Genomic DNA, 16,908 nt, shown 5'->3' with positions numbered 1-16,908 from the left:
GATAGATGAAAAACCAGGATTATATTGTTATAGGCGGGGGCTTAGCCGGCTTAATGGCAACCATTAAAATTGCGGAAGCAGGCGGCGTGGTAAAACTATTTTCACTAGTTCCAGTACGCAGATCACATTCGGTTTGTGCACAAGGTGGAATTAACGGAGCGGTCAATACAAAAGGTGAAGGGGACTCTACATGGGAGCACTTCGACGACACAATTTATGGCGGTGATTTTCTGGCAAACCAGCCGCCAGTAAAAGATATGTGTGATGCTGCGCCGGATATCATTTACCTGCTGGCGAGAATGGGTGTTCAGTTTAACCGGACGGAAGAAGGAAAGATCGATTTCCGGCGTTTAGGCGGCGCGAAATATTCAAGAACCGCTTTTGCGGGTGCAACGACAGGGCAGCAAATATTGTACGCGCTTGATGAGCAGGTGCGTAAATATGAGGTTGACGGGTTAGTAGAAAAATTCGAGCACTGGGAGATGCTGTCTCTCGTACTTGATGGCGAGAAAATATGCCGTGGATTGATCGCGCAAAATTTAAAGACGATGGAAATTAAAGAATTTCGTTCGGATGCCGTTATTATGGCTACAGGAGGAATTGGCAACGTTTTCAGAAAAAGCACAAACTCAACAATCAATACAGGAAGCGCACATAGCATCGCGTACCAGCAAGGTGCACATTATGCTAATGGAGAATTTATCCAGATTCATCCGACCGCGATACCAGGTGATGATAAATTGAGGTTAATGTCAGAGTCGGCACGGGGAGAAGGCGGCCGGGTATGGGTATATAAAGAAGGGAAACCGTGGTATTTCCTTGAAGAAAAATACCCCGCGTATGGAAATCTGGTACCGCGTGATATCGCGACACGTGAAATATTTCACGTTTGTGTGGACCTGAAACTCGGAATAAACGGAGAGAACATGGTTTATCTAGATCTCTCCCATTTGCCGGAAGAAAAGCTTGAAAGAAAATTAGGCGGAATTTTAGACATTTATGAAAAATTTGCAGGCGATGACCCACGAAAAGTGCCGATGAAAATTTTCCCGGCGATGCATTATTCGATGGGTGGTTTATGGGTTGACTATGATCAAATGACAAACATTCAAGGGCTATTTGCCTGCGGAGAATGTGAATATCAATACCACGGTGCAAACCGTCTCGGCGCAAATTCGCTTGTATCTGCTATTTATGGAGGGCTGGTTACAGGACCGAACGCGGTTAAATATGTGCAAAAGCTGGAAACATCGTGTACTGACTTGCCAGATGATTTATATGAAAAGGAAAGAATGAGTCAAGAGGAAGAAATGAACCGGATATACAATATGAAAGGAACAGAAAATCCGTACCAGCTTCATGTGGAAATGAGCGACTGGATGGTGGATAACGTAACGGTCGTCAGATATAATGACAGGCTACAAAAGACAGACGAAAAACTACAGGAACTGTTAGACAGGTGGAATAACATCGGAATGGATGATGACTCATCATGGCAAAATCGAACCGCGGTTTTTGTCAGACAACTGCGCAATATGATGGAATTGGCAAGAGTTATTACACTAGGCGCACTTAATCGTAATGAGAGCAGGGGAGCACATTATAAACCAGAATTTCCCGAGCGTGATGATGAGAATTGGTTGAAAACGACAATTGCCTCCTACTCGGAAAGCGGGCCCCAATTTACGTATGAGCCGGTGGATCTTCGATATATTAAGCCGCGTCCGAGAAGGTATGATGTCATGTCGGACAGCAAAACCGAGGAAAGCAGCAAGAGTGCGGCGGCGGCAGCAGTAAAGGAGGCAGTTAAATGATTGAGACGAAAGAAAAGGTACTGCGATTTAAAATTAAAAGGCAGAACGATTTAGATGCCCCTTCATACTGGGAGGAATTTCATGTCCCGTATCGCCCAAATATGAATGTCATATCGGCTTTAATGGAAATCCAGCGAAATCCGGTAAACGTAAATGGTGAAGCTGTCCGTGCTGTTGTTTGGGACTATAATTGTCTGGAAGAAGTTTGCGGCGCTTGCAGCATGAGAATTAATGGGAAAGTAAGACAAGCTTGTTCAGCGCTCGTAGATAAGCTGGAACAGCCAATAACGTTAGAACCAATGAGTACATTTCCAGTTGAAAAAGATTTAGTGGTGAATCGAGAAAGAATGTTTGAAGATTTGAAAAAAATTAAGGGCTGGATCCCTATTGACGGTACGTATGCATTGGATGCAGGACCGAATATTTCATCAAGCGAGCAGCAGGAAGCTTACAAATATTCAACATGTATGACGTGCGGATGCTGCCTCGAAGCCTGCCCGAATGTAAATAGTAAATCTCCATTTATCGGTCCGCAAGCGATGGGCCAGACAAAGTATTTCAATATGCATCCTACCGGGGCACTGAAAAAAGAGGAACGGATGGAAGTTGTCATTGGAGATGAGGGGATAGCGAATTGCGGAAATTCCCAGAACTGTGTTCAAGTTTGTCCGAAAGAAATTCCATTAACAACGGCACTTGCTGAATTGAATCAAAGCGCTAACAAATACGCACTGACAAGCTGGTTCCGAAAATGATTGCCAATACGGATAGGAAGAGCGGTTCATTGGTCATAAGGAAATCAATTAATGAAAGTTTGAATGAACTTACACAGCAAGAACTTGAACATATTGAACATATTATACGATCGATAAAACGCTCAAAAGATGGAGATTTTCATTATTTTGGAAGGTCACTTGGCATTAATATAGAAAACGAAAACAGGGTCACGATGGATCTTGGACTCCAAAACGCCAATAAATATGGCGTCGCTCAAGGGGGAGCGGTCTATACACTGGCTGATGTGGCGCTTGGGTACAAAATTATTTCAGCGTTAGCAAAAACAGAAGAAAGAAAAGTACTCACCATTGAATTGAAAGTGAATTTCATAAAGCAGGGGAAAGGAAGCAAGCTGTACGCGGATCCTGTCATTTTGCATCAGGGGAAAACAACAGTGGTCGGGCAGTGCATGATTGTAGATGATGAGAATGATCTTGTTGCTGTGGGGCTGGGAACCTTTTTCGCAGGGAACAAATGAAACGGATCAAAGGGGGAAGGGTTACTTGAAAACGATAAGCTATGAAAAAATTGTGGAGAAAGTTTCCGTTATATGTCAAGAGGCAAACTATGATCTTGGTGAAGACGTCGTCAATGCATTTAAATCAGCATTAAAAACGGAAGTGTCTGAAACAGGAAGAGATGTACTTGATCAATTGATTGAAAATGCAAATATTGCAACCGCCGAGCGTGTACCAATGTGTCAAGATACCGGCGTTTCCGTTTTTATTGTTGAGCTTGGCCAGGATTGCCGCATTGAAGGGGGCAATTTATACGACGCGATTAATGAAGGGGTAAAAAAGGGATATGAAGAGGGTTATTTGAGGCATTCAATTGTCGATCACCCGATTACAAGACAAAAAAGTACAGGATATAACACACCGTCTGTCATCCACGTCGAGGTTGTACCTGGTGACCAAATGATCATTCATATGTCAGCTAAAGGCGGCGGAAGCGAAAATATGAGCAAGCTTCAAATGCTAAAGCCATCCGATGGACTCCAGGGAATAAAAAACTTTATTATCGAAACTGTCCGTGTTGCAGGACCGAATGCCTGTCCACCTCTTGTTGTAGGTGTGGGTATCGGCGGGAACTTCGAAAAGTGTGCGTATTTAGCGAAAAAATCTCTGTTTAGACCAATCGGTGTAAGAAGCCATCTTGAGGAAATCGAAAAGTTAGAGGTAGAGTTAATGGAAGAAATCAATAAGCTCGGGATTGGCCCTCAAGGAATGGGGGGAAGCACGACAGCGCTTGATGTGAAAATTGAAATTGCTCCGTGCCATATCGCCGCACTGCCGGTGGCGATTAACTTGAATTGTCATGCAAGCCGGCATAAAGAAATTATTCTTTAAACGAGGTGATTGTATTGTCAGCCATAAAAATAATAGCGCCATTTGATGAGGATACGGTTCGATCATTAAAATCGGGTGACCGGGTATTAATCAGCGGGACCGTTTATGCAGCAAGAGATGCCGCGCATAAACGAATGGCGGAAGCGCTCGAACGTGGAGAGGACCTTCCTTTTAATATAAAAGGAGCCGTTATCTATTATGTTGGACCTACACCGGCCAAACCAGGCCAGGTAATCGGATCTGCCGGACCAACGACGAGTGGCAGAATGGACAAATATACCCCCGATTTGTTGGATTTAGGATTAAAGGGAATGATCGGAAAAGGATATCGCAGCCAGGAAGTTATTGATTCAATTGAGAAGAATGAGGCGATATACTTTGGTGCTATCGGTGGATCAGGTGCATTGATTGCCCGCACCATTAAAGAAGTGGAAGTAGTTGCCTATGAAGATTTAGGGACAGAAGCGATCAGAAAAATGGTGATAGAAGATTTTCCGGCTGTAGTGATAAATGATGCGTATGGTCGAGATTGGTATAAGCAAGGGGCGGAAAAATATCGTTCTGTGTAAAAAAACTGTTTTCATTAAATCAAATGGTTAGGAGGCTTCGCCCATGTTACCACTAGAAGGAATTACGGTCGTTTCGTTGGAACAAGCTGTGGCGGCACCATTTGCCACTAGACAGCTGGCGGATTTGGGGGCTCGTGTCATTAAGGTGGAACGGCCGGGTACAGGAGATTTTGCCCGGAACTATGATAAAACCGTAAATGGAATGTCCAGTCACTTTGTCTGGATCAACCGTTCAAAGGAATCGATCGCTCTGGATTTAAAACAGGAAGAATCAAAAGAAGTCCTGGATGAATTGCTGTCAAAAGCGGATGTCTTCATTCATAACTTAGCGCCGGGTGCTGTAGATCGTCTTGGATTTAGCGCTTCTGTATTAAAAGAAAAATACCCGCAGCTTATTATATGTGGAATATCCGGTTACGGCACTTTTGGACCTTATACAAATAAGAAAGCATATGACTTGCTTATCCAATGTGAGGCGGGGTTAGTGTCCATTACTGGAACGGAAGATACACCATCAAAATCCGGCATTTCAATTGCGGATATCTCTGCAGGGATGTATGCGTATTCAGGTATTTTGACAGCTCTTATCGCCCGCAATAAGACCGGCAAGGGAACTGTAATGGAAGTGTCAATGCTTGAAGCGCTTGCGGAATGGATGGGGTATCCGATGTATTATTCAGCGTATGGAAGTACGGAACCAAATCGAACCGGTGCAAGCCATGCAACAATTTACCCGTATGGCCCATTTATGGCAGGCGATCAAAAGCTTGTATTTTTGGGCATTCAAAATGAACGGGAATGGGCGCAGTTCTGTGAAAAAGTGCTGCAAAACCCACAGGTGGCTAAGGACACCAGGTTTAACAGCAACTCAAATAGAGTAGACAACAAAGAATCTTTGAAGGAAATAATTGATTCCGTTTTTCAAAAGCTTGATTCAAATCACGTCATTGACCGCCTTGAAGAGGCAAATATTGCGAATGCCCGTTTGAATACGATGCGAGAGTTTATTCAACATCCTCAGCTGAATGTTCGCAATCGATGGAGAGAGGTGGACACACCTGCCGGAAAAATAAAGGCCTTAATTCCTCCGGTTACATTTGCTGAAGGAATTGATACGGTCATGAACCCGGTGCCAGAAGTAGGCGAACACACAGAATCCATTTTAAAAGAATTTGGCTTTGATAGCAGGATTCAGAGAGTATAAAGATATTTTAAAAAGGAAGGTGGGGATAACGAGATGACATTAAGTAAAACTTTGGCCGCTTTTGTCGTAAATACTTCGTATGACGATCTTCCAAAAGAAGCAGTTGAATTCACCAAGATTTGTATTCTCGATTGGGCAGGTTCCGCTTTGGCAGGACATAAAAAGGCACCCATTCAAATGATTAATGAAATGGTACTCGAAGCAGGAGGAGCGCCTCAATCTACGCTACTAACAGGCAGTGGGAAGACTTCCGTTGCGCAGGCAGCATTCGTCAATGGCGCCTCGAGCCATATCGTTGAATTAGATGACATTCATAAGGGATCCATTATCCATGCTGGCACTGTTGTAATTCCCGCAGCGCTGGCTGTGGCTGAATGGAAAGGGAGCAGCGGCAAAGAATTCATTGCCGCTGTTGCTCTTGGATATGAAATATGCTATCGAATTGGTGAAGCTGTATCTCCTTCACACTACCATTATTGGCACAATACTGCTACATGTGGAACATTTGGCGCTGCGGCTGCCGTTTCGAAATTACTTCATTTAAATGAGGAGCAAATTGTTCATGTATTAGGTTCAGCTGGTACACAGGCCGCAGGATTATGGGAATTTATTGAGGATGGTGCCATGTCTAAACAGCTGCATCCGGGGAAAGCTGCAATGAATGGTGTCATATCAGCCCTTTTAGCCGAAAAAGGATTTACAGGAGCCAAGAAAATATTAGAAGGGGACCGAGGCTTTTTTAAAGCAATGTCCACCGATTATGATGAAGCAAAAATAACGAACGGTCTTGGAGAGAAATTAAAAATTACAGAAAACTCCTTTAAAATTCATGCCTCTTGCAGGCATACTCACCCAGCTATTGATTTAGTTTTATCGATAAACAAAGACACTCCATTGCAGGCGGAGGATATCAAAAAGGTACAGATAAAAGGGTATAGAGCTGTTATTGATATTACCGACAATCCAGATCCTGATACGATTTACGCATCTAAATTCAGTGTTCAATTCTGTGCAGCACTGGCTTTTATAAAGAACAGTGCAGGGATGCATCATTTTAAGACAGAAACACTGCAAGACAAAAAAATTCGGCAATTAATGAAAAAAATTGAGGTAACTTTAGATCAAGAAATAGATGATCGATACCCAGACAAGTGGGGATCAGCCATCAAAATAGAACTTCATAATGGCCAGGTGATAGAGAAAGAAACAGATTATCCAAAGGGAGATCCAGAGAATCCCGTATCCATGGATGAGCTGGTTGGAAAATTCAGAAACATGACAATGGAAATACCACAAGATATTGTCGAAGAATGGATCGTGAATGTAAAAAATCTAGAAGATTATCATAATGTAGCGAAATGGCTGCCGGCTGGTTTGCAGGCGGGGATGGGCTATCAAAAGCACGTACAAAAATAACTAAAAACAGACGGCGCTGTTGTAAGTGCCGTCTGTTTATTTATATCTATGAAGCATTATTTACTCTCTGCGTCTTTTATAATGTCCGCTCCAATTTCCTCTGTCCATGCTTTGTATACCGGAGCCAATTTTTGTTTGAAGGCTGCAATATCTTCCTCAGAAAGCTCTGTTATTTTCATCTCTCCACGTTCTTTTAATTTTTCAAGAGATTTATTATTCAAATCTGCAGCAGATTGTCTGGCTACTTTTGTGCCTTCTTCAATACCTTTTTCAACGATTTCCCTTGTTTCGTCATTCATGCTGTCCCAGAACTTTGTGTTTGTTAATAATGCATATTCTACGCGATTGTGTCCTGTAATTGTCATATATTTCTGCGTTTCATCAAATTTTTTCGATTCAATGTTGCTAAACGTGTTTTCCTGACCATCTACAGTTCCCTGCTGGAGTGCTGTATAGAGCTCGCCGAATGGAATAGAAGTAGAACCAGCGCCTAATGTTTTATAAATCTCTTCCTGTAATTTTCCGCCTTGAGTACGTATTTTCATACCGTCCAAGTCATCCGGGCCTTTAATTTCTTTTATGTTGTTTGTAATATGTTTCGGTCCGTTCGGCCAGTTTGTGATCCCGCGAACGCCATCTTTTTCTAATCGTTTAAAAATCTCTTGTCCTTTTTCACCGTCCCAGAATGCATTAGCTGCTTCATCACTTTCAAAAAGGAATGGCATGGATGGAATATTAAAACCAGGATCGCTCCCAACAAGCTTGGCCATATCCGGAAGAATAAATTGGACGTTATTGGCAATTAAATTTTGGTATTCATCTTTATCACCAAACAATTGGCTATTTGGGTATATCTGTACTTTAATTTTTCCATCGGATTCACTCTCGATATATTCTTTCATTTTTAAGGCACCTTGCTGTTTTGGTGTATTTTCTGCAACAACGTGCGAAATTTTAATGGTCATCTCCTGTATACCGCTCTCTGCTCCACCTGTACCTCCTGTTTCCTTTGTGCCGCTGCATGCAGCAAGACTTAAAGCTAATACAGGTGTCAACATTGACAAAAAGATTTTTTTTGCTTTTTTCATTTGAAAGCCCCCTTTTTTGTTAAATATGCCGCAACGAATTTGAAAATTTCTGTATGATCTGCTTCTTTTTCCAGAATGGCGCTAGCTTCATTAAATCGATGGAAAACGGATTGAGGCAGTGTGGTTGCAGCATCATACTCTTTGAACACTTGATTAGCCATCATCACGTCTTTTTCCATCAAACGCAGACTAAATCCTGAGTTGTATTCTTCATTTAGTATAAATGAGGGAAATTTGTAGTCCGTTGATCCGCTTCTGCCTGAACTTTGATTGATTACTTCTATAGCTGTTTTCGGATCTACATTAAAATCAGCCAATAAATGAATCGCTTCACTAGCCATTAAAAGATGACCGGCAGATAGGTAATTATTCATCACTTTTAGTAAGTGGCCATTTCCTAAATCTCCAATGTAAAAAATCTTTTCAGCAACGCAATCTAGTAAACGCTTACAATTTTGATAGTCTTCAAACCTGCCCCCGACCATCACAGATAATGAAGCAGAAATCGCTTTTTTTACCCCTCCACTGACAGGAGCATCAACAAAGTCTATGTTCCTGTTTTTTAGTTTTTTTCCATTTTTTCTTGTTTCGGAAGGATAAGAACTGCTCATATCGATAACCAGTAAGTGATTGGAACCATGATGCGCTGCTGGATGGTATAATTCGATAATGTCATCAACAACTTGATTAACGATGGTGGAAGAGGGAAGCATTAAAATAATGGAATGGACAGAATGGATCCATTCGTTGATCATGCCGGTTTTACCGCCAGAGCCTTTGAATTCATTGATAGCAGTTTCATCTACATCGCTGCCAAAAACGGTAAATCCGTTTTTTAATAGGTTTTTCGCCATCGGGAGTCCCATTTTGCCAAGACCGATAAAACCTATGTTATTGTTCATGAAGGAAATACTCCCTCAAGTTCCTTGTGCAATGAACCAATTCGAGGATGTGCGCGTCCGCTTGAAGCAACGGCAGCAATTACAACGATTTCATCATTTCTAGGTGCATCTGGTATTCTTGTTTCAAATGTCATATGATGACTTCTTGTTTTTTCATCCATTTTATGCTTTATAGCTAAATCAATACCGGCGCCTGCTGATCCTCTTTTTTCAGCAGAAGGGAGTAATGTTTCGGCATCACCGCAAAGAGATCGAAAAGGGTTTCCGAATGTAAGGGTATGAATAATAGCCGATCCATGTTCAATTTCGCCATCGAGCCCTACTAAAGCGCCTTTCCCATATGCTTCAACTTCTTCTCCTGAAATATTTAAGGCTTCCATTGCTTTTTTTGGTAAAAGTTTTCCTAGCTTTTCAGAATAAGTGTTGATTAACGGTTGAAGTTCTTCTACAAACTGCCCGGCATATGGATTTTTAATAACGGCTAACGCCGCAGCAATCCGGACGGGCTTTTCAGCCTTTTTAAAGCCTTCAATAAACGTTTCCTCACAAACTGTGACGATTTTTCTGATCTCTATTTCCATTTTACCCTCCCCTTATTGGATATTGGATCCGAAGAATATAATCGAATCGATACACGTCATTAAACTTGACGATAAAATGAGTATAACAAAAATTTCTATTATTTCAAACGGAAAATTAAAAATAAATAAAATTTTCTGTTTATTTCTTTTGAGTAATCTGATATATTGAAATCTAAGTAAAAGATGATTTTGGATCCAGTATACAAAAAGGAGTTGAATGAGTTGAAAATTTCTAAAGGACTTGATCTTCTCGAAGAAGGCGTGGCGGGTTTGTTATTTGTTGCGGGTGTTATTGTGAGTTTGTATGGTGTCTTTATGAGATATGTGATGAATGCACCGCCGGCATGGGCAACAGAAATATTTGAGTTCTTAATGGTCTGGTCAATATTTATTGGATTTGGGATGGCTTTAAAAGATAACCGTCATATTCAAGTTGAGCTGCTATTTGACGCTTTGCCAACCGGAGCGAAAAAAATAGTCGCTTTTATTGCGAACGTTATCGGAGGTATATATTCCTTTTATCTTACTTATTCATCCTTTGAATTGATAACGCTTACAAAATTGCAGGGCACAAAAACTCTTGATGTTGGAATTCCAATATGGCTCACGTATCTTGTTCTTCCGGTTGGGATGGGTTTACTCGGCATTTATTTTTTTGTAAAAGCGTACCGTTCGTTAAAAGGAGATCCGAGAGAATTTATCGGTGAAATTGATCATATTTACGAAAGTCTAGAAGAAACGAATAAAGAGATAGAGAAGAAGGAGGAATTGGCGTGAATTCAGTCGTTTTACTGTTTCTGATCTTTATTGTCCTATGTCTCATCCGTGTGCCTATTGCGGTTAGTTTAGGGCTCTCTAGTATTGTTGCGCTTTCGATGATTGATTTCACACTTTATACCGTTATTCAAAAGATGTTTACCTCTATCAATTCGGCAACACTAATGGCGATTCCAGGCTTTGTTTTTGCCGGTATTATTATGTCTAAAGGAGGTATTTCATATTATTTAATTGAGGCCTTAAAATCATGGGTTGGACATATCCGTGGAGGTCTGGCAGTCGTAACGATTTTAGCATGTATGGTTTTTGCGGCAATTTCAGGATCCAGTCCAGCTACGGCCGCTGCCATTGGCAGCATTATGATACCGGGAATGGTAAAAGCAGGCTACAGTAAAAAGTATGCAATGGGTCTTGTAGCAGCAGCTGGAACACTGGGCATTTTAATCCCGCCTTCTATTCCGTTAATCATTTACGGTTCGGTTGCGGAAGAATCTGTTGGTAAATTATTTGCTGCCGGAGTCATTCCAGGCATTATGCTGGGCGGTCTGCTAATTGTTTTTGCGATTATTAATGCGCGAATGAACGATTATGGAAGATTGCCAAAAGAAACAATGGAACAACGAATGAAAAAATCAACAAAAGCGATATGGGGGTTCTTGCTGCCCGTTATTATTCTTGGAGGGATTTATTCAGGTATTGTTACACCGACAGAAGCTTCCTTTCTTGCATGCTTTTACGGGATCATTGTATCCGTCTTTATTTATAAAGAAATAACCTTTAAGAAATTTCGAGAGATTTTAAAAGAGTCAATTAATATTACCGCGATGATTTTTCTTGTTATCTCATCGGCTATGATTTTTGGGATGTTTCTCACAACAGAACAAGTTCCTCAAAATTTCGCGCTCTGGATTGAGGATAGTGCCACAAATAAGTGGATCTTCATTATCGGGGTCAATTTAATGCTCTTTATTATGGGGATGTTCCTTGAAGCAGTAGCGATTATTTTAATTACTTTACCGATCTTGCTGCCTGTTCTTGTCATGTTTGATATCAATATCATTCACTTCGCCATCATTATGACGATTAATATGGAGCTTGCGATGATTACGCCGCCTGTCGGTTTAAACTTATTTGTTGTAAGCGGAATAGCGAAGGAAAAGGTAGGTGCAGTTGTAAAGGGGGTAGCCCCGTTCTTTGCTATTATTGTGCTCGCGCTTGTCATAATTATTTTATTCCCGCAAATTTCTCTCTATCTGGCTCAATAATAACAGGGTAATTTCTTGATTCATATAGGATCCAACATCCAATATAAGAGATCCTGCTAATGAGTTTTATTACAAATTTTCAAGACACTTCTTCTTGGTTGGATGGCTCGTACGTTCATTTAATAAGAAAAGTGTCTTTCTTTCATTTTATTCGTATTTAAAAAAGGAGATAAAATATGGTCACTCAAACTCTATCATCTTATATCACGGCGTCTTCTTATGAAAAAATCGGAGAAAAGGCGATTTATGAAGCGAAAAGAAGTCTTTTAAACTGGCTTGGAGTTGCCATTGGAGGAAGTCAGCATGAATCAGTAAAAAAGGTTTTAGCCGTTTCTCAAGTCATTGGCAGCAGCCCACAGGCATCCGTATTGGGCAGAACAGAAAAAGTGGATATGCTTTTTGCAGCTTTACTAAACGGCCTGTCATCTCATGTTGATGACTTTGATGATACGCTGCTTGAAACGGTGCTTCATCCGTCCGCACCCGTTTATCCTGCTGTATTATCCTTTGCTGAATACCAGAAAAAAAGCGGAAAAGACGTACTGGAGGCTTTTATTGTTGGTACGGAGGCGGCGGCGCGGGTTGCTTTAAGTGTTTACCCTTCCCACTATTGGAAAGGATGGCACATAACAGGGAGTGTAGGAGGGATAGGTGCTGCAGCGGCTATTAGCACAATGATGCGGCTTAACGTCGAAGAAACGCTATTTGCTATTGGGATTGCTGCAACAGATCCAACAGGACTAAGAGAGATGTTTGGAACGATGACCAAGCCCTATCATCCGGGGAAAGCAGCAATGAACGGAATGCTCGCTGCATTGATGGCAGCACAGGGTTTTACGAGTTCAACAAAGTCGCTAGAGGCTGAAAGAGGATTCGTTAAAGCTCTTTCAAATGAAGAAAGTTTTGAAATGATTACGAAAAAGTGGGGAGAGACATATGAAATTGAGAAGAATAGCTATAAACCTTTTGCCAGCGGTGTGGTGACACATCCAGCAATTGATGGAATCATCTCTATTCAGAAGAAATATCAACTCTTGCCTCAACAAGTGGAATGGATCGAAATTACAGGGCATCCTCTTGTTGAAGAACTAACAGGGAAAAAAATCATTACGACTGGATTGGAAGGGAAGTTTAGTGTGTATCATTGTGTAGCTGCAGCATTTTTTCAATTGAAAGCAGGCATTCATGAATTTACGGATGATTGTGTAAACGATTCTTGTATAAAGGGACTTAGAGAAAAGGTCCGGCTTGTTATTAATGAGACATATCGTGAAGACCAGGCACAAGTAAAGGTGAAGTTATATGATGGACGGGAATATATTCATACGGTAGACCATGCCATTGGAAGCCAACAAAACCCGATGACAGATCAGCAGCTGCAGGATAAATTTATAGACGTGACCGGTTCTATTATTAATACGGAAAAGAAAAGAAGATTAATTGATCTTATTGCTCATTTAGATGAGGTGGATGATTTAGCGGAATTTTTTGCATTATGCTGTCCTGTTTTTACGGAAAACCATTCATAATATAGTAAGATATGCAAATAGAGTGAATGGGACGTGAGAAAACATGAGTTTACCAAATACGAAGACGAAACTAAGCACCGAAATAAAGCCTTCAAAAATAACGATTCCTAAGCTGTTTATTCTTTTGCTGGGTATTATGATCATGGTAGCGGTCTACATGGTTCTTCCTGATCAATATTCTGAATCAGCCAGAATCATGCTGGCGTTTTTAGTGCTTAGTGTTTTTTATTGGACATTTGAACCTGTGCCAATCGGCTTAACCGCAATGATTATCCTTGTCTTTATGCTCCTGTTTAATGTGGTGTCCACAGAAGTTGTATATAGCGGCTTTTCCTCACCCGCTGTTTTTCTTATTATCGCAGGGATGATGTTGGCGAGGGGCGTAAATGATACGCCCCTAACGAAAAGAATGGCGTATTTATTTTTGGCAAAATGGGGCGGTACAGCAAAAGGGTTGTTGGCCAGTATTTTGATTATCCCTCAAGCTCAATCGTTTTTTATTCCTGCCGCTGCTGTAAGAACGGCTTTAATCCTTCCTATTGCATTAATGTCTTTAGAAGCGATTGGTGAAAAAGGGAAGGGCAACTTAACGAAAATGATTTTGCTCGGTGTTGCATTTGGAGGTACGATAAGCGGGACTGCTGTTATGACTGCAGCCATAGGGAACATTTTGACGGTGGAATTATTAAAAGAATTTCTTCAAATAAACATTACATATATTCAATGGTTTTATTATACGTTTCCGCTATGGCTCATCCTAATTCCGACTGCCTGGTACGTATTGTTAAAATGGTATCCGCTTGAAGAAGGTGAGAAAAACTTTCCACATGTTGTAGAAGAAATGAATAAAAAACTTCGCAGTCTTGGGAAGGTAAATAGGCAAGAGAAGAAGTGCCTCGCCATACTTATACTCATTGTAGGGCTCTGGTTTACAGAGCCTTGGCATGGGATGCATCCGAGTGTGCCCGCGCTTATAGGAGTGGTTTTAATGGCTCTCCCGGGTATCGGGTGCTCGACATGGGAGAACTTAGTGAAAATCAACTTCGATACAGTCCTTTTAATGGGGGTAACATTATCTCTTGGCTACGCCTTTAATCAATCAGGAGCCGCGGTACTTGTTGGTGAAAGTTTAAGTGTGCCCTGGATGATTGATCTTCTCAGTTCTCCTGTTTTAGCAGTGATCGTTGTCTTAATCCTGACTCATATTTTACATCTTGCCGTAGCAAACGTTTCTACTGCTGTCGTAACGTTGATTCCGATTTTTATCGGATTATCCGCAAAAGCCGGAACAGACCCCGTCCTTATATGTATGACCGCTTCGCTTGCCTGTTTGCACGGCTACATACTGGTTGTTGAATCTACCCCAAATGTCCTCGTACATAGCACCGGGAAGATTCAGCAAAAAGAGTTTTTGCTTCCTGGATTGATTTTGACGATAATCATGAGCGTCCTGACACTTTTAATGGCTGTGACGTGGTGGAATTGGATCGGTTTATTATAGGCGTAATGAAAAAGACACTTTTTCTTGAGGTTCGACAGGAAATTCGGGTTCCTCAAGGAAAGTGTCTTTTCACGTTTCTTTTATTATATAGAGATTATTAAGTCTTAAAAGGAGCGGGGAAGTCCTAACACATGCTGCCCTACGTAGCTTAACACGAGATTATTTGTCACTGGTGCAACAATAAATAGACGTGCTTCACGAAACTTTCTTTCTATATTATATTCAGTCGCAAAACCGTATCCACCATACGTTGTCATCGCAGCATTTGCCGCTTTCCATGTAGCTTCTGTGGCCAAATATTTGGCCATGTTGGCTTCTGCTCCACAATTTTCACCGTTATCAAACATGTCTGCAGCCTTTTGCATCATTAATTGCGCTGCTTGAATATCCATAAAGGATTGTGAGATAGGGAATTGAACACCTTGATTTTGTCCAATTGGACGGTCAAATACAACTCGCTCGTTCGCATATTGGACTGATTTATCAACAAAGTATAAACCGTCTCCAATACTTTCAGCAGCAATCAAAATACGTTCTGCATTCATACCGCTGAGCACATAACGGAATCCTTTCCCTTCTTCACCGATTAAGTTTTCTTCCGGAATCTCCACATTTTCAAAGAAAATTTCAGTTGTTGCGTGGTTGATCATCGTGTCGATAGGGCGAATCGTAATATTTTCTTTTTGATCTTTCATATCAAGTAAAAATAAACTTAATCCATCGGTCTTTTTCGCCACTTGTTCTTTTGGAGTTGTTCTTGCTAAAAGCAGCATTAAATCCGAGTGTTCTGCGCGTGAGATCCAAATTTTTTGCCCATTGACGATATAACGGTCACCTTTCTTTACTGCTGTCGTTTCGATACTTGTTGTATCACTGCCAGCAGTAGGCTCAGTTACGCCAAAAGCTTGAAGCCGGAGTTCTCCGCTTGCGATTTTAGGAAGGTATCTTTGTTTTTGTTCTTTGCTGCCATGACGAAGAACAGCGCCCATCGTGTACATTTGGGCATGACCAGCCCCTGCGTTGCCGCCGGACCGGTTCACTTCTTCAAGAATGGCACAGGCTTCTTTTATCCCAAGACCGGCCCCGCCGTATTCTTCTGGAATAAGGACTGACAGCCATCCTTCTTGCGTTAACGCTTTAATAAAATCCTCTGGATAGGCTTTCTTTTCGTCTAATTCTCTCCAATATGTTTCAGGAAACTTTGCACAAAGAGCACGGACACTTTTTCGGATTAAATCAAGTTCTTCTGCGGTACTAGTCATTGTAGCCATTTTTATTTCCTCCTGCTATCTAATTTATAAAATTAGGCGATTTCCTTATTTACCTTGCCAGACGGGTTCTCTTTTTTCATTAAACGCTTTTATTCCTTCTAACCTGTCTTCAGATTCTGCACATTTGTAATAGGCCTGCAGCTCAATTTCCAAAGCTGTCGTTAAATCTGCGTCGGCTCCTTCATTAACGGCAGCTTTAATTTGCTGAAGGGAAAGGGGAGCATTCCGTGCAATATCCTCTAAAAATGTAAGCGCTTCATAAATAGGTGAATCAGTGCTCGAAATTTGATTGATTAATCCGATGTCTACTCCTCTTTGTGCAGTAATTTGTTTCCCGCTGAATAATAGTTCTTTCGCTATACCCATTGGAATTGCCCGGGTTAGAAGCTGCGTTCCTCCTATGCCAGGCATAATGCCAATCTTTACTTCGGGAAAGCCAGCTTTTACATGGGGTGCGGCAATACGCATATCGCAGCTGAGAGCGATTTCAAATCCACCGCCAAGAGCATATCCATTGATTAAAGCAAGAACGGGAAATGGAAATTCACGAATTAATAAAGTCACTTCCTCAAAAAGATCATGCTGGTGCTTCCAACTTTCTTTCGTCATGCCATTTCGCTCTTTTAAATCAGCTCCGACACAAAATGCTCTTTCTCCAGCCCCTGTAATGATGAGCCCTCTACAGTCAACTTGATTTATGAGCGTTTTTAAACAGTCGATCATGTCGATTGCCATTTGTGTATTTAACGCATTCATGGAATCAGGCCGGTTTAATGTAAGGACATAAATACCTTTAAGTCTTGTATTGTTTTCTAAAGTAATCGTATCCCATTGTTTCATTTGCAGCAGCTCCTTCATGTCGTTT

16 protein-coding genes are annotated in these 16,908 nt (G+C 41.3%); 11 read left to right on the top strand and 5 right to left on the bottom strand.

All coding sequences use genetic code 11. The annotated features are described in order from the left end of the window. Positions 1-5 precede the first annotated feature (5 nt). The 7 genes from sdhA to BTO28_RS14355 are packed head-to-tail and all read left to right on the top strand — an operon-like array spanning position 6 to position 7,129. Positions 6-1,814 (top strand): succinate dehydrogenase flavoprotein subunit, encoded by a 1,809-nt coding sequence (gene sdhA, locus BTO28_RS14385; protein ID WP_076767489.1) that lies wholly within the window; start codon positions 6-8, stop codon positions 1,812-1,814. Beyond that, complete coding sequence (gene sdhB / locus BTO28_RS14380; RefSeq protein WP_076767486.1) at positions 1,811-2,569, top strand: succinate dehydrogenase iron-sulfur subunit; 759 nt, start codon at positions 1,811-1,813, stop codon at positions 2,567-2,569. Before sdhA ends, sdhB begins: the two co-directional genes overlap by 4 nt. Further along, on the top strand, positions 2,566-3,069 hold the full coding sequence (locus tag BTO28_RS14375) for a PaaI family thioesterase (RefSeq protein WP_076767484.1): 504 nt from the start codon (positions 2,566-2,568) through the stop codon (positions 3,067-3,069). Before sdhB ends, BTO28_RS14375 begins: the two co-directional genes overlap by 4 nt. Before the next feature lie 25 nt (positions 3,070-3,094). Next, the gene (locus tag BTO28_RS14370) at positions 3,095-3,940 is read left to right on the top strand and encodes a fumarate hydratase (RefSeq protein ID WP_076767482.1); all 846 of its coding nucleotides are present in this window, start codon (positions 3,095-3,097) and stop codon (positions 3,938-3,940) included. A gap of 5 nt (positions 3,941-3,945) precedes the next feature. Further along, positions 3,946-4,509 carry a Fe-S-containing hydro-lyase gene (locus BTO28_RS14365; RefSeq protein WP_456297751.1) on the top strand — a complete coding sequence of 188 codons (564 nt, stop codon included), beginning with the start codon at positions 3,946-3,948 and terminating at the stop codon, positions 4,507-4,509. A 43-nt stretch (positions 4,510-4,552) separates the two neighbouring features. Next, the gene (locus BTO28_RS14360) at positions 4,553-5,713 is read left to right on the top strand and encodes a CaiB/BaiF CoA transferase family protein (protein WP_076767480.1); all 1,161 of its coding nucleotides are present in this window, start codon (positions 4,553-4,555) and stop codon (positions 5,711-5,713) included. Positions 5,714-5,746: 33 nt separating this feature from the next. Next, positions 5,747-7,129 (top strand): MmgE/PrpD family protein, encoded by a 1,383-nt coding sequence (locus tag BTO28_RS14355; protein ID WP_076767478.1) that lies wholly within the window; start codon positions 5,747-5,749, stop codon positions 7,127-7,129. 56 nt (positions 7,130-7,185) lie between these two features. On the opposite strand, the gene BTO28_RS14350 is transcribed toward BTO28_RS14355, so the two are convergent. Genes BTO28_RS14350 through BTO28_RS14340 form a run of 3 tightly spaced genes read right to left on the bottom strand, consistent with a single transcriptional unit; the run spans position 7,186 to position 9,700 of the window. Next, positions 7,186-8,217 (bottom strand): DctP family TRAP transporter solute-binding subunit, encoded by a 1,032-nt coding sequence (locus tag BTO28_RS14350; protein WP_076767476.1) that lies wholly within the window; start codon positions 8,215-8,217, stop codon positions 7,186-7,188. Next, entirely contained in the window at positions 8,214-9,119 is a 906-nt protein-coding gene (locus tag BTO28_RS14345) for an NAD(P)-dependent oxidoreductase (protein WP_076767474.1), read from the bottom strand. The genes BTO28_RS14350 and BTO28_RS14345 overlap by 4 nt, the downstream gene beginning before the upstream one ends. After that, positions 9,116-9,700 carry an amino acid synthesis family protein gene (locus tag BTO28_RS14340; protein ID WP_076767472.1) on the bottom strand — a complete coding sequence of 195 codons (585 nt, stop codon included), beginning with the start codon at positions 9,698-9,700 and terminating at the stop codon, positions 9,116-9,118. Before BTO28_RS14340 ends, BTO28_RS14345 begins: the two co-directional genes overlap by 4 nt. Before the next feature lie 222 nt (positions 9,701-9,922). Between BTO28_RS14340 and BTO28_RS14335 the strand changes: the two genes are divergently transcribed. From BTO28_RS14335 to BTO28_RS14320, 4 genes are all read left to right on the top strand, one after another. Beyond that, entirely contained in the window at positions 9,923-10,477 is a 555-nt protein-coding gene (locus BTO28_RS14335) for a TRAP transporter small permease (RefSeq protein ID WP_076767470.1), read from the top strand. Beyond that, a complete protein-coding gene (locus BTO28_RS14330; RefSeq protein WP_076767467.1) occupies positions 10,474-11,742 on the top strand; it encodes a TRAP transporter large permease in 1,269 nt (422 codons plus the stop codon). The genes BTO28_RS14335 and BTO28_RS14330 overlap by 4 nt, the downstream gene beginning before the upstream one ends. Positions 11,743-11,918: 176 nt before the next feature. Beyond that, complete coding sequence (locus tag BTO28_RS14325; RefSeq protein ID WP_076767465.1) at positions 11,919-13,271, top strand: MmgE/PrpD family protein; 1,353 nt, start codon at positions 11,919-11,921, stop codon at positions 13,269-13,271. A 43-nt stretch (positions 13,272-13,314) separates the two neighbouring features. Continuing rightward, on the top strand, positions 13,315-14,772 hold the full coding sequence (locus BTO28_RS14320) for an SLC13 family permease (RefSeq protein ID WP_076767462.1): 1,458 nt from the start codon (positions 13,315-13,317) through the stop codon (positions 14,770-14,772). Positions 14,773-14,876: 104 nt separating this feature from the next. Here BTO28_RS14320 and BTO28_RS14315 read toward each other — a convergent pair whose 3' ends face one another. Together BTO28_RS14315 and BTO28_RS14310 are read right to left on the bottom strand one after the other, a co-directional pair. Beyond that, on the bottom strand, positions 14,877-16,043 hold the full coding sequence (locus tag BTO28_RS14315; protein WP_233129892.1) for an acyl-CoA dehydrogenase family protein: 1,167 nt from the start codon (positions 16,041-16,043) through the stop codon (positions 14,877-14,879). Between the two features lie 45 nt (positions 16,044-16,088). After that, positions 16,089-16,883 carry an enoyl-CoA hydratase/isomerase family protein gene (locus tag BTO28_RS14310; protein ID WP_076767460.1) on the bottom strand — a complete coding sequence of 265 codons (795 nt, stop codon included), beginning with the start codon at positions 16,881-16,883 and terminating at the stop codon, positions 16,089-16,091. Between the last annotated feature and the right edge of the window lie 25 nt (positions 16,884-16,908).

The organism is Domibacillus epiphyticus, assembly GCF_001975785.1.
GTDB lineage: Bacteria > Bacillota > Bacilli > Bacillales > Domibacillaceae > Domibacillus > Domibacillus epiphyticus.
Note: the sequence above shows the minus strand (reverse complement) of the source record. Positions and strands in the feature narration are given on the sequence as shown.

What these genes read in the sequence shown, in the direction of transcription:
- sdhA (WP_076767489.1), top strand. Translation starts at nt 6, where the DNA reads ATGAAAAACCAGGATTATATTGTTATAGGCGGGGGCTTAGCCGGCTTA.
- sdhB (WP_076767486.1), top strand. Translation starts at nt 1,811, where the DNA reads ATGATTGAGACGAAAGAAAAGGTACTGCGATTTAAAATTAAAAGGCAG.
- BTO28_RS14375 (WP_076767484.1), top strand. Translation starts at nt 2,566, where the DNA reads ATGATTGCCAATACGGATAGGAAGAGCGGTTCATTGGTCATAAGGAAA.
- BTO28_RS14360 (WP_076767480.1), top strand. Translation starts at nt 4,553, where the DNA reads ATGTTACCACTAGAAGGAATTACGGTCGTTTCGTTGGAACAAGCTGTG.
- BTO28_RS14355 (WP_076767478.1), top strand. Translation starts at nt 5,747, where the DNA reads ATGACATTAAGTAAAACTTTGGCCGCTTTTGTCGTAAATACTTCGTAT.
- BTO28_RS14350 (WP_076767476.1), bottom strand. Translation starts at nt 8,217, where the DNA reads ATGAAAAAAGCAAAAAAAATCTTTTTGTCAATGTTGACACCTGTATTA.
- BTO28_RS14345 (WP_076767474.1), bottom strand. Translation starts at nt 9,119, where the DNA reads ATGAACAATAACATAGGTTTTATCGGTCTTGGCAAAATGGGACTCCCG.
- BTO28_RS14340 (WP_076767472.1), bottom strand. Translation starts at nt 9,700, where the DNA reads ATGGAAATAGAGATCAGAAAAATCGTCACAGTTTGTGAGGAAACGTTT.
- BTO28_RS14325 (WP_076767465.1), top strand. Translation starts at nt 11,919, where the DNA reads ATGGTCACTCAAACTCTATCATCTTATATCACGGCGTCTTCTTATGAA.
- BTO28_RS14320 (WP_076767462.1), top strand. Translation starts at nt 13,315, where the DNA reads ATGAGTTTACCAAATACGAAGACGAAACTAAGCACCGAAATAAAGCCT.
- BTO28_RS14315 (WP_233129892.1), bottom strand. Translation starts at nt 16,043, where the DNA reads ATGGCTACAATGACTAGTACCGCAGAAGAACTTGATTTAATCCGAAAA.
- BTO28_RS14310 (WP_076767460.1), bottom strand. Translation starts at nt 16,883, where the DNA reads ATGAAACAATGGGATACGATTACTTTAGAAAACAATACAAGACTTAAA.